This is a genomic window from Streptococcus dentasini, from assembly GCF_053206945.1.
In genome coordinates, this window is sequence record NZ_JBRUHS010000006.1 from 73,914 (window position 1) to 90,214 (window position 16,301).

Here is a 16,301-nt window from a genome sequence, read left to right on the forward strand (position 1 = left end):
TGGTAAAAGTTTGAGATTTACGTTCAGTAGCCTGCCTATAGGCAGATGATGTTGCTTTTTGGAATTCTAGTGACCTGAGGTGGTTTATTTCGCAGACCTTATTGTTACTTTCAAAGTTTCAGAAATGGCTTAAATATCTTATAAAAGGAGTAGGATGAGAGATTACGCTAAATTTTACAGTCAGCTGACAAGGCATTTACGCCAAGATTCCCGGGCCTTGAAACTGCTTGCCTTACTCAACCAATCCCTAACGAGGTTGATGTATGTTCTTTACCCTTGCTTGCTAGTCTATTTAATTTGGGCACGCCAGTTTAGGCAGGCTTTGGCCACATTTCTGATTCCTGCCGCATCTTTTATCGTGGTTAGTCTACTGCGTCATTGGCTCAATCATCCCAGACCCTATGAAACGTGGACTATAGAACCTCTTATCCATAAAGAGAGCAAGGGAAATTCGATGCCTAGCCGTCATGTTTTTTCAGCTAGTATTGTTAGTCTATGCGTCTGCCAATTATCACCTTATTTGAGTGGAGTCTGCCTTTTTCTAGCGGCTCTTTTAGCTGTCTGCCGTGTTTTAGGTGGAGTCCACTATCCTAAAGATGTCCTCGTTGGGTACATCTTAGGGTTGATTTGCGGTAGTTTCGTATTACTGGCTTAATAGCTTAGTGGCCCTTCTACGGTTTCTTTTTAGTGGAGTGGGGAAAATCCTCATCAGGAGTTATTGAGCTTTTTTTAGATTAAATTAAGTAGCACATTTGAAAGAATAAGTTTTCAAGTGTGTTTTCTTTTAGGAATCTAGTCTATTTGATTTCTACCCTATTACGTATGATCGAATGCTATCTACCCCATGATTATTTAAAAGCATCCAAGTTTATTTAACCGAAATAACAAAAAGAAGTAATTTTTATGTTATGAGATGATGGTAGAGTAATATAAGATGATGTTTCTTTTATTAAATGAAAGAGATGTCATACTAAAGATTAAATGTGAATTAAAATAAAAGTGTCAAGGAAAGGAATAAGACTGCTAGTTTTTTTAAAAATCCAGTAGCTTGAAATGATTGGTTTCGCAAGTTTTATAGGCAACTTCTTTAGCTTACTGGATTGTTAAAGGGAAGGAAATCTAGTATCTTGATAAGCGCCTACGACTCTACGAAGTTCAGCAGTCTAAGGAGAGACTGCTGAAGCTTGTTGCCTAAAAAGCAACAATTAGTGAGACAGGAGTCAGAAATTTTGACCTCTTCGTCAGGCTTCCTAATTTCTTTGAGTCGTTTGATGCTTGCTTGGCAAGCTCAATTCCAATCTCTAAATTATTCCCTGGATAATTAGAGTGGCTTTACGACACCAAGTTTTGGTTAGTCATCTTACTAACCAAATGAAGTTAGTGGGAGGGGCACCCAATTCACTATAGTGATTGGCCTTTGTTATCAAGTTCGGAGCCCTTAGATAACGCGCCTCTGCTGTATCTTATTTAACTGAACACGGGACCAATCCCCTTGAAAAAACAGCTTGTTTGGGGAATCAGGATTTCCGACCAACCGTCCATTTTTCTAGCGGGAATTTTCGCTAAAGCGAACCGGCCCTTGGTGACACTCTGTTTGGTTAGTCGATTTTACTAGCCAAACGGAGTTAGTGGGATTGGTATCTTGATAATTGAACACGCCTACACTCCTGTGGAATTAGATAAAATTTCCTAGGTGTTTTGTCACCTGCGTCAATTTTCCTAAATTCCTTTGGAGTGCTTAACGGCTTGGTATCTTAATATAAGGAGATAGGATGAAAGCAAGTTATAAAGGAAAGTTAGTAGAGGTCTGGCGGGTTAGTCAGCAGCGCCCTTATCCGAGCTGGGTCGCTGAAGCCTTTAAAAAGCAATTATTGACCTGGAGAGATAGCAAAAGAGTACGGGTGTTAATTCCAGCCTTGAACCCTGAATGGGCTAGTGAGAGCCATTACTATGGTTACGGAATGTATGAGACGGCTCAAATTGGTGATGTCATCGACTATACCAACAGAAAGATTGTTCCTGCAGAGATTTTTAATAGGTATTACAGAACAATAGGAAACTGGTAGGATGATAGGTCGATTGGTAATGTCAGTGAGCAAAGCTGGCTTACTTACCAACCATTGGTCGGTTTAAACGTCCGTTTAAAAACAGGAGGACTGGGTTAATTTTTATCCAGTCTCAATGAAGCTATACTATATGCCAGCTTCGAAAAAAGTAGGAGTGAGTAGAGGGAGTCAAAGAGCGATGTCACTGACTTCTTTTACTCATTTTTTAAGTAGTCTGACTGGAAAAACTCTCAGGAAAAAGGTAAGATGTCAGTAATGGGAGATAGTCTATCTTACGACCGAATGGGTAAGCATCAGGTAAAACAGGTTGAGGAAGGATAGGAGCTAATGCTGTACATCTATGTCTTGGAGGATGATTTTCAACAACAGGCACATATGGAAAAAGTAGTCGATGACTATGTGCAAAAGCATGGCTTTGAGCATGAATTTATGCTTTCTGGCAAGCCTGAGCAGCTGTTGGAAAGTATTAAAGGAAAGGGTAGCCATCAAGTTTTCTTTCTTGATATTGAGATTAAAAAAGAAAAGATGAAAGGACTGGAAGTCGCACGAGCTATCCGTGAGCGAGATTCTAATGCCATCATTGCTTTTATCACAACGCATTCAGAACTGATGCCGTTGACCTTTAAGTATCAAGTATTGGCCTTGGACTTTATTGATAAAAATCTTAAAGAAGCTCTATTTGTAGAGAAAGTTGGGGCTGTGCTGGACTACGCTCAAAAAAGTTTAACGAGTACCGTTGCAGATGATGCTTTCTTCTTTGAAAATAGATATTCCCGTGTGCAGCTGCCTTTCAATGATATCCACTATATTGAGGTTTCCAGCATTTCTCATAAGTTAATTCTTCACGGTAAGCATGACTATATGGAATTTTACGGAACCTTGGATGAAATTGAAAGGGATAAGCGCTTTTTGAGGGTTCATCGCTCTTTTGCCATTAATCCTGCTAATGTTGTTAGGCTTGACAAGCAGCAGCGAATGGCCTATTTTCCCAATAAGGGGAGCTGTCTCGTCTCCAGAACCAAGATGAAGGAGCTGGAACGCCAGCTGAGCAAACTGCATAAGGGGAAGGGGTGAGCTCATGGTTGCTGCAATGCTGATGTGCTTTAATGTTGTGGTCACTCTGTTAACCTGCCTGATTATATTTGAGAGAACCTCCGGAATTAAGGTGCCTTTTATCTATAAGGGGTTATTTCTGATAATAGGGACTATTGGCTATCTTCCAACTAGGCTACTACTTTTTTCAGATTACCTCTTCCATGTCGCTCTTCTCTATTTCCTGGCCAATAAATTTGGAAAGTTTGGATCCAGTATTTGGCTAAAGTTATTTGTGGCTCTCTATCCCAAGGTAATGTTTGAGATTATTTCGCGGTTTTTAGTTCTCAATATTTTTTCGATAGTTTATCCAAATGTTGTTGAACTTGAATCTTCGAGCCCTTTGCTCATCATATTTGTGACTGGTTTGCAGTGTCTGGGCACAATTATGTTGAATGAAATCCTCATCAGGCTGTTGAAAATGGATTTTAGACGTATGACTGAGGTAGAAGATCAGACTGTTTTAGTCCCTATTATTAAGCCGACGGTTTTTATCTTGAGTGTTTACTATGCTATCCAGTGGTTTTCTTATAATTTAACAGCCGCGCACTTGGTTTCTAATGATACAACAGTGACCATCAGGAAGTACCTCAGTCTCATTTTTATGGTCTCTGTTCTCGTTTTTATCGCCGTTCTCAATCAGCGGATAACGGTTTATCTGGAAGGAAGGCTGGCTAGGCAGCAGAAGGATGAACTGGAGCGCTTGACGGATTACAATCATCAGATTGAACATCTTTATCGTGATATCAGAGCTTTTCGGCACGACTATATGAATATCCTAATCAGTCTGCAGCAAGGCATTGATCGTAATGACATGGTCAGTGTTCGCAAGACTTTTAACAGTGTATTAGCGGATTCAGGAAATTTTCTTCAGTCAGATCAGTTTGCCGTAGCAGAGCTCTCTTTAATCGACAGCGACGCTATTAAGAGCGTTTTGATTTCTAAGCTGCATCAGGCTGATAATAAGGGGATTAGCGTAAACGTTGAGGTTATTAAAGAAATTGGTGAGCCCAATTTTCCAATGCTTGATTTTATCCGTGTGCTGACAATTTTATTGGATAACGCGATAGAGGCTGCTGCCGAGTCTGAAAATAAGTGGCTAAGTCTTTCTTATTTTTATGACAAGGGTAAGACTGTTTTGATTATCGAAAACAGTTTGTCAGATCAACCAGATAGCCTAGACCAGCTTTATCAACGTGGAGTTTCCTCTAAAGGAGAGACACGCGGCTGGGGTCTCGCTAATGTCAGGGAGCTTTTAGCTGCCCATCCTCATGCTAGCTTAAAGACCAGTGCGCGGGATGGCAGTTTCCAGCAGATTATTGAAATTGGCGATACGATATAGGTAGGTTATAATAAAATGAGACCCAGCTAGGGGTCTCATTTTATTAATCTTTCATTTTAAATACAGTGACTGTGGCTTTTTGGGGTCGATAACTTTTAAACCAGTTTGTAAACCAATTACCGCCGCCAGTGATGGCTGCGCTTTCGGCAGGTGTGAGTTCGGTAAAACGATCTAAAGATGATAATGTAGTTTTGTGAGACATAAGTATACTCCTTTACATTTTATTAGTCTAAGTATAACACAGGTTTTTCTTGATGAAAGTGAAATAAGTCTTTTTGGTAGAAATGTAAAAATACAGAAATAAGACTAATAATTCTCATCTTGGTGTTTTTAATATGAGCAGGCAGTTAGCCAAAGGAAGCAAGAAGCTTGTCTTTGTAGTAGTTAAAATAGGTCTTTTTGCCAATAATGCTCGTGACCCTTCCTTGAAGGCCATATTTTATTTGCGAGCGCTCTTTATCTGATAGCTTGACTGTAGCAGTAACTTTAAAGAGGTTTGCGCTTTTAGCAACGGTAGCAGTAGTGTCAATGCTCATGACCTCGCCAGTTAACATGAGATTTTTGTGTTCGACATTAGTCAGGGTTAGTCGAGCGTGCTGGCTTTTTAATACTGGAAATGTAGTTTGAATCGACATAGTAGGTGATAGCAGCTTTTTTAGCCTTTTTGATATCTGGATAGATGCTGCCGACAGTAGTCCCAACTGCAATGTTTGATTGGCCAGTGAAATCTTTTTCTAGGTGCAGGATCCCATCGCTGGGAGCTGTTAGCTGGATTTGTGTATTGGCTGGTTGGAGGGAGCTTTGCCCATTAGCATCCAATATAGGCATTTGCTCGCTTGGAGAGGGACTGGTGTATCTTAAGAGGACCTCCCCCTTCTTTACGCTCTTGTTATTTACCAAGTTATTCCTAGCAATAGTGTTGTCACTGACGGATTGCAAACTAATCACCTCACTAGTCGGAGTAACCTGCCCAGTTGTAGTTACGACGATTTCCTTAGTGGCAAAGAGCGAAAATAGCGTAATGAGGGCAAAAAGCAAGGCTGTAGGAATGATTGTGAGGGTAGCAAAATTTTGATAGCGCCGTCTGTAAAATTCTGAACTGCTGAATAATTTAGAATCCATCTTTACCTCCTTATTTATGAAAGAGTTGGTAATAGAAGCCCTTTTGCTTTAAAAGTTCTTCATGGTTGCCGGTTTCGATAATGCGTCCCTGATCTAAAACAATAATCCTATCTGTCCTTTCGGAAATACTGAGACGGTGGGCAACAAAGATGATTGTTTTTTCTTTCATAGCTATTAGGTTATCGATGACTTTCTTTTCGGTCAGAACATCAAGACCGCTAGTTGCTTCGTCTAGTACTAAAACAGGTGATTTAGTCAGGAGCGCTCGTGCCAAGGCAATGCGCTGTTTTTGCCCGCCAGATAGTCCCGCACCATCTGATAGTTTTGTCTGATTTTTATCATGTCAACATCCTATTATGTCATAATGACTAGGAGTCTGCTTATCCATGTCGTGAGTGGTTCCTATTTTGTCGCGAATGGTAAAAAATCCGATTTTTCGAAAAAAATTACCATTCAGGGTGAAAAGACGACCGTTCACGACATAAACGTGCACAAACCAAAATTTTGGGTATACTAATAAGTACCGAGAAATGCAAAGAAATTATGGCCGATAAGGGTTAGGGTAAATGAATAAAGAAAGGCGAAGCAATGAAAATAGGGAAAAAGATGATAGTTGCTGTTAATGCTATAGTTTTAATCGTGATGCTGTTTAATAGTTTTATTTTGTTTCCAAAATTTACTTTAGATTTTACAAGAGGAAGGTGGGGTGAGTTACCTTGACAGGTTTTATCTTTTTCCTTCTTCTTCTAACGATTATTCTTCTTGTTCGGTCTTGGCTCAAAATTAATCAAGGCAAAAAAAAATAACTTCTACAGCCTTTGGCTTAGGTTTCCTAGTACTATCTTTCATAATATTTGCTAATGATGTTAATACGTTCAGTTATGGTAATATGGTGGTAGCTCATAGATTCCTCTCGTGTACTGTTTAGTGTGGTTACTTATAGTTTACACGATTGAGGCTCTATGAGTTTTTTTGTTGCACTTTATTTTACAATTTATCTATAATAAAAATATTTGAACAGTTTGAAATGATGGACAACGAGGCCCTTAATAGTGAGAGGAGCGAGTTATGAAGCAATTTACTCAGACTTCAGTAATGATAACATCTTTAGCAGGGTTCGCAGTAGGAATGGTTTTTGGATTGTGGGGCGAAAAAATTGGTTTTCTTTTTGCCCTAGTTTATATTCTGGCGGTCTTACTACATAAGTTTATTTCAAGAAAAAATAGACAGAATGGTTAAACTAAAAAGATTAAAGCTAAATGCCGTAGTGTCAACGAAATGTATTAATTTTTGATAAATTACTGAGCTAAGAGTTAAAAAATACTTGACTTCTGCTCAGATTGGTGTAAAATAATTTACAAATCAGAAAAGTACCTCTTGGCAGTTTTCAGAGAGCCTGTGGTGGTTGTGAACAGGTAGCTAATAGGAGCGAAATTGGGCTGATTATCTAGAATGGAAATAAACAATAATTTTCAGGTAGGCACTCCTTATCGTGCAGCTCCTTGTTGGAGGAGATAGAGATGGCAGAAGAAGTTTAGAAATTTTCTGCCAATTGAGGTGGCACCGCGTTATTGATATAATGCCCTCACACAGATGTTTTTTTTTCTGTGTGAGGTTTTTTATTACCATTTTAGCAGGTGAAGATAAAGCATAGTCTTCAGGCAGGCACTCCTTATCGTGCAGCTCCTTGTTGGAGGAGATAGAGATGGCAGAAAAAGTTTAAAGACTTTCTGCCAATTGAGGTGGCACCGTGTTATTGCTATAACGCCCTCATGCAGGATATTTTTTGTCTGCGTGAGGGCGTTTTGTATTACGTGCTTTAGTTCGTTTAAGAGTCTGGGGTACTAACCGAAACCATAGTTCATCTCCTTCTCCATGGCTCATTTAATTTTTCAGATATAGGTGATCGTTATGACAAATATCCAGGAACTCAGAAATCAGATTGTTCAATTAGCTCATCACTTATTAATCCTTTTAGCACAGCGTCAGCAGATAGTCGAGAGAATTGGGCGGCTAAAACCTGTCGGAAGCAAAAGAGCTGTCACTGCCTCTGAGCGAGTGAAGCAAGCCCTTCTAAGCAGGCAGCAGGAGTCAGAAGAATTAGGACTATCAGCAGATATTGCGCTTGCCGTCTGGAAAGTTATGATTGAAGCCTTTACTGCTTTAAAGTTGCCAGTTAATAGCAACACCAATGAGATGAATAGAAAGTGAGATTAATCATGAAAAAGGTATTAAATGCTGATATTTTAACCCCAATTCTTGCTTACATGCGCGTGCAAGGTGAGCATAAGGTGATTTTGGAGTCCATTCCGCGTGAACAGGAGAATGCTCGTTTTTCAATTATTGCTTACAATCCGGTCTATAATGTTATCTACAATCATGGTCAGCTAACCTGCAATGATCAGCCGATTGCTCAAGACCCCTTTGACTACCTTCACGAGCTAACAGTGACAGGGCAAAGTAGTGATCTTCCTTTTGCTGGCGGTGCAATTGGATTTGTCGGCTATGATATGATTAGTCTCTATGAAAATATTGGGAAGCTTCCTCAAGATACTATTGGAACACCAGATATGCAATTTTTTGTCTATGAATCTTACCTGATTTTCGACCATAAAAAAGAAAAGGTTTACGTCGTTGAGGATAACAACTATAGTAAACGCTCGCTTAATGAACAGCGTTTAGCCCTGACTAAGGTTATTGATGACTTACAGACAGCAGCACCAAATGAGTTTTCCCCTCAAGATTTGCAGGCTTTAAATTTTAAGAACCATATTCAAAAGGAGCATTTTGAAACAATGGTGGCTCAAGCCAAAGATTTGATTCGCCAAGGTGATATGTTCCAATGTGTGCTTAGCCAGCGTTTTTCAGCTGATTTTAGTGGTGATCCGCTTGATTACTATCGCCATTTAAGGGTGACTAGTCCTTCTAACTATCTTTACTTTTATGACTTTGGTCAGTATCAGGTGATTGGAGCCAGTCCGGAAAGTCTGGTTTCTGTTAGAAATGGCGTGGTTACAACTAATCCGATCGCTGGAACTAGGCCACGAGGGAAAAACGAACAAGAGGATATCTGTCTGGCTCAGGACTTGTCTAGTGACGCTAAGGAAACATCTGAGCACCGTATGTTAGTTGATCTGGGACGCAATGATATTGGCAAAATAGCTCAGGTAGGCAGTGTCTGTATTACCAAACTGATGGAGGTAGAGTATTTCCGCTATGTCATGCACCTAACTAGTGTTGTCAAGGGGAAGCTTCTGCCTAATTTGACAGCTATGGAAGCACTAAAATCTACCCTACCAGCTGGTACCGTTTCAGGAGCCCCTAAGATCCGGGCCATGAAGCGGATTTACGAGCTGGAAGAAGAAAAGCGCGGCATTTACGCTGGAGCTATTGGCTATCTATCAGCAACGGGTGATATGGATTTTGCCATCGCTATCAGGACAATGATTCTTAAAGAACATAAAGCTTACGTTCAAGCTGGGGCAGGGATTGTCTATGACAGTCAACCGGAAAATGAATTTTACGAAACCATCAATAAAGCAAAGGCTATGACCAAAATAGGAGATCAACTATGATTCTATTAATTGATAACTATGATTCCTTTACCTATAATTTAGCACAGTATCTAGGTGCATTTGCAGATATAGAAGTCGTGCGAAATGATGCTGATAGGCTGCTAGAAAAAGCAGAGCAGGCTCAAGCCTTGGTTTTTTCTCCTGGCCCTGGCTGGCCAGTAGAAGCAGGTGAGATGGAAGGTATAATTAAGCGTTTTGCTGGATCTAAGCCCATGTTGGGGATCTGCTTGGGGCATCAGGCCCTAGCAGAGGCCTTTGGCGGAAGCTTGGGTCTTGCCAAACAGGTCATGCACGGTAAGCAAAGCGATATGGATCTTATTGAGGACTCACCTCTTTTTACAGGTTTGAACCAAACTGTTCCCATCATGCGTTACCACTCAATTGTTATTGAAGATCTACCCAGAGATTTTGTCGTAACAGCTAAGACTAGAGATGACGATGAGATTATGGCCATACAGCATAAAAAGTGGCCAATTTACGGACTTCAATTTCACCCAGAAAGTATTGGGACACCAGACGGTTTGCGGATGATTGAAAATTTTATCCGCTTAGTCAGCTAAGATAAATAAGGAGACAGCAATGGAATCATTAAAGCAGATATATCAAGAATTAAGCAGACAGGAAGATTTAACACAAGAGGAAGTAAAAGGCCTCTTTGATGCTATTCTGCAGGATCAACTGACTGAAAGTCAGATTGCCGCTTTTCTACTAGGATTGGCGGTTAAAGGAGAGACGGCAGATGAGATTACAGGGATTGTTCAGGCGCTTAAAGCACATGCCCTTGTACTGCCTGAGGTGTTCACAGATGCCATGTGCAATTGTGGGACAGGGGGCGATCAATCTTATAGCTTTAATATCTCAACGACGGTCTCATTCGTTTTAGCGGCAGGCGGCATTAGGGTTGCTAAGGCTGGAAATCGTTCGATCTCATCGAAATCAGGTTCAGCCGATGTGCTGGAAGCCTTAGGTATCAATATTGCCGCTAGTCCAGAGACTTTGGCAAAGGCCCTGGATCAGGTAGGGCTCGCTTTTATCTTTGCGCAAAGTATGCACCCTGCCATGCGCTTCATAGGTCCGGCTAGAAAAGTCTTAGGAATCCCAACAGTGATGAATCTTGTCGGTCCCTTGGCTAACCCACTTGACTTGGAGACACAATTGATGGGGATCTATCGTGAAGAATTACAGGAAATGGCTGTTCAAGTTATGCAAAAGCTAGGGCGTAAGCGTGCCATGGTTATAACGGGGCCTGATCACATGGATGAAGCAGCTCTCTACGGACAAAATACCTATACTTTATTGGAGAATGGCCAGATTAGTCAGGGTCAGTTCTCTTATCGAGATTTAGGAATGCCAAAAGTTGAATTAGCAGATATTCGCGGGGGTGATGCCAGAGAAAATGCTGAAATTTTGTTGAGTGTCCTTAAGAATGAAGCCAGTCCTTATTTAGAAACAACAGTTCTCAATGCAGGCCTAGGTTTCTACGCCAATGGCAAAGTTGCTACTATTCAAAAGGGTATAGCCTTAGCACGCCAGCTTTTGGCTGATGGGTCAGCCTTGGTTAAATTACGTCAATTACAAGAGGTACAGGTATGAATCAGACATTTTTGCCCCGCATTTTAAAGGAAAAAGAGCAAGAGGTTGCCCAGTTAGCGCTAGAAGATATAAAGCCTTTGCGCCAGACTTATTCGTTTTATGAGTTCTTACAAACTCATCAGGACAGGGTACAGATCATTGCTGAAGTAAAAAAAGCCAGTCCTAGCCTCGGAGATATCAATCCTGATGTAGATGTTCTGGCTCAGGCTAAGTCTTACGAAACAGCAGGAGCCAGCATGATATCAGTTCTGACTGATCCTCAATTTTTTAAGGGAGATATTAACTATCTGCGTCAGATTTCTAAGACTGTCGGTATTCCGACCTTGGCCAAGGATTTCATTATTGATGAAAAACAGATTATTCGCAGTCGCAACGCTGGTGCTACTGTCATTTTGCTTATCGTGGCAGCCTTAGCAGAGGAACGCTTGAAAGAGCTTTATGCTTTTGCTAATAAACTGGGACTTGAAGTGCTGGTGGAAACCCATAATGCCAAGGAGTTAGCGATTGCTCACCGTCTAGGGGCTAAAATTATCGGGGTTAACAACCGAGATTTGGTTAGCTTTAAAGTCAGTTTGGAGACAACACAAGTTTTGGCTGACCATTTTAAAACAGCTCCTGTTTATGTGTCCGAGTCAGGTTTCTTCACTGGTCAGGATGTTGAGCAGGTAGCTCCTTATGTCAATGCTGTTCTTGTTGGTACAGCCTTGATGACCTCAAATAATTTATCAGCAAAAGTAAAGGAGTTGCAAGTTGACAAAGGTTAAAATATGCGGACTGTCTACCGTAGAGGCTGTGGAGACAGCTGTGGGAGCAGGTGCGGATTTTATTGGTTTTGTTTTTGCCTCAAGCAGGCGTCAGATTAGTCTGGACAGAGCCAAACAACTAGCTCAAGTAATTCCAGATAGGGTGTGTAAAGTAGGAGTATTTGTCAGTCCCAGCTTGACAGAATTAGAAAAGGCTATTGCGACAGTACCTCTGGATATGGTACAGATCCATGGACAGTTAGATGAGGCAATTGTGAATCAAGTTTCTCTTCCTATTATTAGGGCGCTGCCGGTTTCGGCAGAAAAAGGTAGTGCAGGAAAAACTAAAGATAAGTGTGGGGACAGGATGCATCCTGCGTCAATTGACGATTATCAAATAAATGCGGACTTCCTTCTCTTTGATGCTCCAGTTTCTGGATCAGGGAAGACTTTTGATTGGCAGCAGTTGGATATCTATGGCATAGAGCTTCCCTACTTTATTGCTGGAGGATTGACAAGTGCGAATGTGAAGGATGCCATAGCGATTTTCCAGCCTTATGCTGTTGATGTTTCATCAGGTGTTGAAACAAATGGCATTAAGGATTTAGCAAAAATTAGACAGTTTATAGAAAGAGTGAAAGCATGACATATCAAGAACCAGATACCAAGGGATTTTTCGGAACTTATGGCGGTCAGTTTGTTCCGGAAACCCTGATGACAGCGATTATTGAGTTAGAGGAAGCTTATCGAGCTGCCCAAAAAGATCCAGCTTTCCAAGAAGAATTGGATGCCCTTTTGAAAGATTATGTAGGTCGTGAGACTCCTCTTTATTATGCTGAGCGCCTGACTAAACACATTGGTGGCGCGAAGATTTACCTTAAACGTGAGGATTTAAATCATACAGGAGCTCATAAGATTAACAATGCCTTAGGACAAGTGCTGCTGGCAAAACGTATGGGCAAGCAAAAAATTATTGCCGAAACAGGTGCAGGTCAGCACGGAGTCGCTACAGCAACGGCTGCAGCCCTCTTTGATATGGAATGTACCATCTATATGGGAGAAGAAGATGTTAAGCGTCAGGCTTTGAATGTCTTTCGAATGGAACTTTTAGGAGCCAAGGTGCACGCTGTTACTGACGGTTCGCGTGTCCTGAAAGATGCCGTAAATGCAGCCCTTCGAGCTTGGGTTGCTAACATTGATGATACCCACTATGTTATGGGTTCGGCATTAGGGCCAGCTCCATTTCCAGAGATTGTCCGTGATTTTCAGTCGGTGATTGGTCGGGAAGCCAAGCGTCAGTACGCTGCTATCTCTAATGGCCATTTGCCAGATGCGGTTCTAGCCTGTATTGGTGGTGGGTCAAATGCTATTGGACTTTTTCATCCTTTTGTCAATGACCAAGAAGTAGCTATGTATGGAGCAGAAGCGGCCGGTCTGGGATTAGATACGCAAAAGCATGCGGCCACCTTCGCAAAAGGTCGCCCTGGTATTTTACACGGAGCGCTTATCGATGTTCTTCAAGATGCTCACGGTCAAATTATGGAGGCCTTTTCGATCTCTGCTGGTTTAGACTATCCCGGTATTGGACCAGAGCATTCGCATTTCAAAGAGCTAGGCCGTGCTAGCTACTACGCTATCACAGATCAAGAAGCATTAGAAGCTTTCCAGCTCTTATCGCGTTTGGAAGGAATTATTCCCGCATTGGAGTCCAGCCATGCTATTGCTTTGACACAAAAGATTGCTAAAGATATGGATTCAGACCAATCTATTATCGTGTGTCTATCGGGGAGAGGTGACAAAGATGTCGTACAGGTTAAAGAGCGTTTGGAGGCGCAGAAAGAAGGGGACAGAAGATGAGTAAAACATTAACCAAGACGTTACAAACTGTTAAGGATCAAGGTAAGGGTATCTTTGTTCCTTATATCATGGCCGGCGATCATGATAAGGGGCTAGATGGTTTGTTTGAAACACTGGATTTTTTAAAAGCCAATGGGGCCTCGGCTATTGAAGTTGGGATTCCTTGGTCCGATCCGGTTGCGGATGGTCCAGTCATAGAGTTAGCAGGTCAGCGTAGTTTGGCTAAGGGAACAACCCTGACAGCAGTTATTAACAAACTGCAGGAAGAAGCCACTACAGTTCCTCTCATCATCATGACCTACCTTAACCCTGTCTACCAATATGGGATAAAAGCCTTTATTCAAGCGCTGGCGGATACATCTGTTAAAGGGCTGATTATTCCGGATTTGCCTCACGAAAATGAAAATCTGCTCAAGCCTTATCTAAAAGGAACAGATATTGCTTTAGTTCCCTTGGTCAGTCTGACTACAGGCCCAGAGCGCCAAGATCTCTTGATTGATGATGCAGAAGGTTTTATCTATGCTGTAGCAATCAATGGGGTGACTGGAAAATCTGGTTCCTACCGCAATGATTTAGACAGTCATCTGGCCCGTCTCCACCAAACGGCTCAGATTCCTGTTTTAACTGGTTTTGGTGTATCTAGTAAAGATGATATTGTTCGCTTTAATCAGGTATCAGATGGTGTTATTGTTGGAACAAAAATCGTTAAAGGTCTGCATGAACATCAAAAGGAAGAATTGGCCGACTTTATCCGTTATGGTTCACAATTGAAAAAATAAAAGTTTTCCCACTATGGACTGACCCCCAAAAAGTTGGACAGTTAATTTATGCCAAGAAGCAAGTTTTGTATTGAGCTGAATGGCCTTCCAAAAGTTAGACAAAAGATCTACTAGATGGGGGGCAATTCACTATTATCCTTTGTCAGGAATTGATCTCGAAATAAATGAAAGCAGTGTCTAAAATTGCCTAGTCAGGGACTTAAATTTTTGAACCGTAATTTTGACCGTTGAGACCTACTCATTAAATAGGAAAAGACAAAAAATTCCAATATTTCAGAAAGTGCTTGCAATTGTTAAATCTTTCTTTATAATGTCTCTAAAGAAAGGGATTAAATTATGAAGAATGTTACATTATTATCTTGGCAATTTGCCAAAAAACACCTAGTTGAGTTATCATGCGTAACAGCCCTAGCGGCTGCCGCAACCTTTGCTGCAGATCCTGCTTCTGCGGATACCCTGTCATCGGATACCGATAAAGGGACTGAAACAGTTGCCAATCTTAAAGAAGCAGCTCTTAGCGAAAAGGTACCGACAACTCAACCTCAAACGGAAGCTTCCAGCGCAGATCCTGCAGTGGCTCAGACCTCCCAGCCTGTAACCCAGACAATATCCAGCGAAAATTCCGGTGATAGAGAAGCGGCCGAGAAAGCCAGTTCTAGTGAAGTTGCCAGCGATACCTCTTCTGCGTCTACTAGTGAAACGGCAGAACAGCAGGGAGTAGTTGTAGCTAAAACCGATACCAGTAGTCAAATAGCAACTGATGCTAATACTAAAGCAACTACCGAAAGAGATGCCTCTCCTTTGACAGCCACTAGTGAGCCCCTCCATCAAGGTTTTCACGGTGATGACCAAGGGAACTGGTACTATGTAGATGAAAAAGGCAATAATCTTACTGGCCTTCAAGTTATAGATGGTCACACTTATTATTTTGATGATAAAGGTGTCCAAGCTAAAGGCAAAGAAGTAGAACTTGATGGTAGCCTCTACTATTTTGATGAAGATAATGGTCAAAAATGGGCCAATCGTTTCCGCCAAGCTGGCAATAATGTTTGGGTATATTATGGCAGTAATGGTGCACGTGTCACGGGTGCTCAAATTGTTAATCAGGCAAAGCTTTACTTTAACGATCAAGGTGAGCAAATCAAGGGTGATTTTGCAGTCGATGGTCACTATTATGATAAAAACAGCGGGGCTATGCTGACTAAGCGTTATGTAGAGAATGATGGAAACTGGTATTACGTAGATGAAAAGGGAGATAAGCTAACCGGAGCACAGACGATTGACGGTGTTAAGGTCTACTTCTTTGCGGATGGTCGGCAAGCTAAAGGAGAATTCTCTGGTTACGGCGATACCGGCCAGTATTATGATGCTGATACTGGTGCGCAAGTAACGGATGTGGCAGGAACTCCGAGGTTTATCCAAACGCGGGAAGGTTATCGTTACTATGTTAATGAGAAGGGACAAAGAGTAACAGATCTTCAGATTATTGATGGTAATATTTATTACTTTGGTTCACCAACCAGAAAGTACCACAGTGGAGCTCAAGTGAAAGGCGATCTAGCCTACGCTCTTGACTATAACGATCCGATTCCGGGCAGCAGCCATATTTATTATATGGATCCAGAAACAGGAATAGCTTGGAAAAACCGCTATGTTGAAAAGAATGGCAACACTTATTATTTCGGTACAGAGGGCTATGCCTTGACAGGCGAGCAGACCATTGACGGCTTATCTGTTTATTTCCGCCATGATGGCCGGCAAGTCAAGGGAGAGCTCGTTAAAGAAAATGGTGTAACTCGCTACTATGCACCTGACACTGGTGAACGTGTCCGCAATATGACCCTAACTATTAGCGGAGTAACCTACCATTTTGATGCGGATGGCAATGGAACGATCGTCCCCCTCTAAGAGCAAGTAAGTTATCTATGTAGTAAAAAGCTGAGCATATGGATTGTATTCCCCAAGTTAGAGCAAGAATCTCATTTTGGAGGATAGAACAACACCAATGCTCAGCTTTTTGTGATGCTAAAAGCGAAACGAACTTTAAAAACAGACTTCTTCTGAAAAGAACTAGGAGAAGTCTGTTTTTGCTTGTCTTATCCATAGACATCTACTTTTGTGGAACTTAGAAT

At 41.5% G+C, this 16,301-nt stretch carries 17 protein-coding genes, 1 pseudogene and 1 other annotated feature; of the genes and pseudogenes, 14 read left to right on the forward strand and 4 right to left on the reverse strand.

The window, feature by feature from the left end; all coding sequences use genetic code 11:
* Window positions 1-154: 154 nt before the first annotated feature.
* The 4 genes from ACVR1G_RS06015 (at window position 155) to ACVR1G_RS06030 (ending at window position 4,500) form a co-directional block, all read left to right on the forward strand.
* Window positions 155-655 carry a phosphatase PAP2 family protein gene (locus ACVR1G_RS06015; protein WP_447452287.1) on the forward strand — a complete coding sequence of 167 codons (501 nt, stop codon included), beginning with the start codon at window positions 155-157 and terminating at the stop codon, window positions 653-655.
* A 1,117-nt stretch (window positions 656-1,772) separates the two neighbouring features.
* Window positions 1,773-2,066, forward strand: a complete 294-nt coding sequence (locus tag ACVR1G_RS06020) for a hypothetical protein (protein WP_447452288.1) — start codon at window positions 1,773-1,775, stop codon at window positions 2,064-2,066.
* A gap of 327 nt (window positions 2,067-2,393) precedes the next feature.
* Entirely contained in the window at window positions 2,394-3,140 is a 747-nt protein-coding gene (locus ACVR1G_RS06025; RefSeq protein ID WP_447452289.1) for a response regulator transcription factor, read from the forward strand.
* Window positions 3,141-3,579: 439 nt separating this feature from the next.
* On the forward strand, window positions 3,580-4,500 hold the full coding sequence (locus ACVR1G_RS06030; RefSeq protein ID WP_447452290.1) for a sensor histidine kinase: 921 nt from the start codon (window positions 3,580-3,582) through the stop codon (window positions 4,498-4,500).
* 43 nt (window positions 4,501-4,543) lie between these two features.
* Here ACVR1G_RS06030 and ACVR1G_RS06035 read toward each other — a convergent pair whose 3' ends face one another.
* The 4 genes and pseudogenes from ACVR1G_RS06035 to ACVR1G_RS06050 form a co-directional block, all read right to left on the reverse strand.
* Window positions 4,544-4,702 carry a hypothetical protein gene (locus tag ACVR1G_RS06035; protein ID WP_447452291.1) on the reverse strand — a complete coding sequence of 53 codons (159 nt, stop codon included), beginning with the start codon at window positions 4,700-4,702 and terminating at the stop codon, window positions 4,544-4,546.
* Window positions 4,703-4,847: 145 nt separating this feature from the next.
* A complete protein-coding gene (locus ACVR1G_RS06040; protein ID WP_447452292.1) occupies window positions 4,848-5,135 on the reverse strand; it encodes a hypothetical protein in 288 nt (95 codons plus the stop codon).
* Entirely contained in the window at window positions 5,074-5,622 is a 549-nt protein-coding gene (locus tag ACVR1G_RS06045; protein WP_447452293.1) for a hypothetical protein, read from the reverse strand. The genes ACVR1G_RS06040 and ACVR1G_RS06045 overlap by 62 nt, the downstream gene beginning before the upstream one ends.
* A 10-nt stretch (window positions 5,623-5,632) precedes the next feature.
* A pseudogene (locus tag ACVR1G_RS06050) lies at window positions 5,633-5,953 on the reverse strand (ATP-binding cassette domain-containing protein); the annotation flags it as partial.
* Between the two features lie 737 nt (window positions 5,954-6,690).
* On the opposite strand from ACVR1G_RS06050, the gene ACVR1G_RS06055 reads away from it, so the two are divergent.
* From ACVR1G_RS06055 to ACVR1G_RS06100, 10 genes are all read left to right on the forward strand, one after another.
* Window positions 6,691-6,861: a hypothetical protein gene (locus tag ACVR1G_RS06055; RefSeq protein WP_447452294.1), complete on the forward strand. Its 171-nt coding sequence runs from the start codon at window positions 6,691-6,693 to the stop codon at window positions 6,859-6,861.
* A 109-nt stretch (window positions 6,862-6,970) separates the two neighbouring features.
* Window positions 6,971-7,212: a binding site (T-box leader), on the forward strand.
* Between the two features lie 321 nt (window positions 7,213-7,533).
* Window positions 7,534-7,833 (forward strand): chorismate mutase, encoded by a 300-nt coding sequence (locus tag ACVR1G_RS06060; RefSeq protein WP_447452295.1) that lies wholly within the window; start codon window positions 7,534-7,536, stop codon window positions 7,831-7,833.
* Between the two features lie 8 nt (window positions 7,834-7,841).
* On the forward strand, window positions 7,842-9,197 hold the full coding sequence (gene trpE / locus ACVR1G_RS06065) for an anthranilate synthase component I (protein WP_447452296.1): 1,356 nt from the start codon (window positions 7,842-7,844) through the stop codon (window positions 9,195-9,197).
* Window positions 9,194-9,757: an aminodeoxychorismate/anthranilate synthase component II gene (locus ACVR1G_RS06070; RefSeq protein ID WP_447452297.1), complete on the forward strand. Its 564-nt coding sequence runs from the start codon at window positions 9,194-9,196 to the stop codon at window positions 9,755-9,757. The genes trpE and ACVR1G_RS06070 overlap by 4 nt, the downstream gene beginning before the upstream one ends.
* 19 nt (window positions 9,758-9,776) lie before the next feature.
* The gene (gene trpD, locus ACVR1G_RS06075; RefSeq protein ID WP_447452298.1) at window positions 9,777-10,790 is read left to right on the forward strand and encodes an anthranilate phosphoribosyltransferase; all 1,014 of its coding nucleotides are present in this window, start codon (window positions 9,777-9,779) and stop codon (window positions 10,788-10,790) included.
* Window positions 10,787-11,554 carry an indole-3-glycerol phosphate synthase TrpC gene (gene trpC / locus ACVR1G_RS06080; protein WP_447452299.1) on the forward strand — a complete coding sequence of 256 codons (768 nt, stop codon included), beginning with the start codon at window positions 10,787-10,789 and terminating at the stop codon, window positions 11,552-11,554. The genes trpD and trpC overlap by 4 nt, the downstream gene beginning before the upstream one ends.
* Window positions 11,541-12,179, forward strand: coding sequence for a phosphoribosylanthranilate isomerase (locus tag ACVR1G_RS06085; protein ID WP_447452300.1), 639 nt, complete (start codon window positions 11,541-11,543; stop codon window positions 12,177-12,179). Before trpC ends, ACVR1G_RS06085 begins: the two co-directional genes overlap by 14 nt.
* Window positions 12,176-13,390 (forward strand): tryptophan synthase subunit beta, encoded by a 1,215-nt coding sequence (gene trpB, locus ACVR1G_RS06090; RefSeq protein ID WP_447452301.1) that lies wholly within the window; start codon window positions 12,176-12,178, stop codon window positions 13,388-13,390. Before ACVR1G_RS06085 ends, trpB begins: the two co-directional genes overlap by 4 nt.
* Entirely contained in the window at window positions 13,387-14,169 is a 783-nt protein-coding gene (trpA, locus tag ACVR1G_RS06095) for a tryptophan synthase subunit alpha (RefSeq protein WP_447452302.1), read from the forward strand. Before trpB ends, trpA begins: the two co-directional genes overlap by 4 nt.
* Window positions 14,170-14,505: 336 nt before the next feature.
* Window positions 14,506-16,077: a hypothetical protein gene (locus ACVR1G_RS06100; protein WP_447452303.1), complete on the forward strand. Its 1,572-nt coding sequence runs from the start codon at window positions 14,506-14,508 to the stop codon at window positions 16,075-16,077.
* Window positions 16,078-16,301 lie beyond the last annotated feature (224 nt).

What these genes read in the sequence shown, in the direction of transcription:
- ACVR1G_RS06015 (WP_447452287.1), top strand. Translation starts at nt 155, where the DNA reads ATGAGAGATTACGCTAAATTTTACAGTCAGCTGACAAGGCATTTACGC.
- ACVR1G_RS06020 (WP_447452288.1), top strand. Translation starts at nt 1,773, where the DNA reads ATGAAAGCAAGTTATAAAGGAAAGTTAGTAGAGGTCTGGCGGGTTAGT.
- ACVR1G_RS06025 (WP_447452289.1), top strand. Translation starts at nt 2,394, where the DNA reads ATGCTGTACATCTATGTCTTGGAGGATGATTTTCAACAACAGGCACAT.
- ACVR1G_RS06030 (WP_447452290.1), top strand. Translation starts at nt 3,580, where the DNA reads ATGGATTTTAGACGTATGACTGAGGTAGAAGATCAGACTGTTTTAGTC.
- ACVR1G_RS06035 (WP_447452291.1), bottom strand. Translation starts at nt 4,702, where the DNA reads ATGTCTCACAAAACTACATTATCATCTTTAGATCGTTTTACCGAACTC.
- ACVR1G_RS06040 (WP_447452292.1), bottom strand. Translation starts at nt 5,135, where the DNA reads ATGTCGATTCAAACTACATTTCCAGTATTAAAAAGCCAGCACGCTCGA.
- ACVR1G_RS06045 (WP_447452293.1), bottom strand. Translation starts at nt 5,622, where the DNA reads ATGGATTCTAAATTATTCAGCAGTTCAGAATTTTACAGACGGCGCTAT.
- ACVR1G_RS06055 (WP_447452294.1), top strand. Translation starts at nt 6,691, where the DNA reads ATGAAGCAATTTACTCAGACTTCAGTAATGATAACATCTTTAGCAGGG.
- ACVR1G_RS06060 (WP_447452295.1), top strand. Translation starts at nt 7,534, where the DNA reads ATGACAAATATCCAGGAACTCAGAAATCAGATTGTTCAATTAGCTCAT.
- trpE (WP_447452296.1), top strand. Translation starts at nt 7,842, where the DNA reads ATGAAAAAGGTATTAAATGCTGATATTTTAACCCCAATTCTTGCTTAC.
- ACVR1G_RS06070 (WP_447452297.1), top strand. Translation starts at nt 9,194, where the DNA reads ATGATTCTATTAATTGATAACTATGATTCCTTTACCTATAATTTAGCA.
- trpD (WP_447452298.1), top strand. Translation starts at nt 9,777, where the DNA reads ATGGAATCATTAAAGCAGATATATCAAGAATTAAGCAGACAGGAAGAT.
- trpC (WP_447452299.1), top strand. Translation starts at nt 10,787, where the DNA reads ATGAATCAGACATTTTTGCCCCGCATTTTAAAGGAAAAAGAGCAAGAG.
- trpB (WP_447452301.1), top strand. Translation starts at nt 12,176, where the DNA reads ATGACATATCAAGAACCAGATACCAAGGGATTTTTCGGAACTTATGGC.
- trpA (WP_447452302.1), top strand. Translation starts at nt 13,387, where the DNA reads ATGAGTAAAACATTAACCAAGACGTTACAAACTGTTAAGGATCAAGGT.
- ACVR1G_RS06100 (WP_447452303.1), top strand. Translation starts at nt 14,506, where the DNA reads ATGAAGAATGTTACATTATTATCTTGGCAATTTGCCAAAAAACACCTA.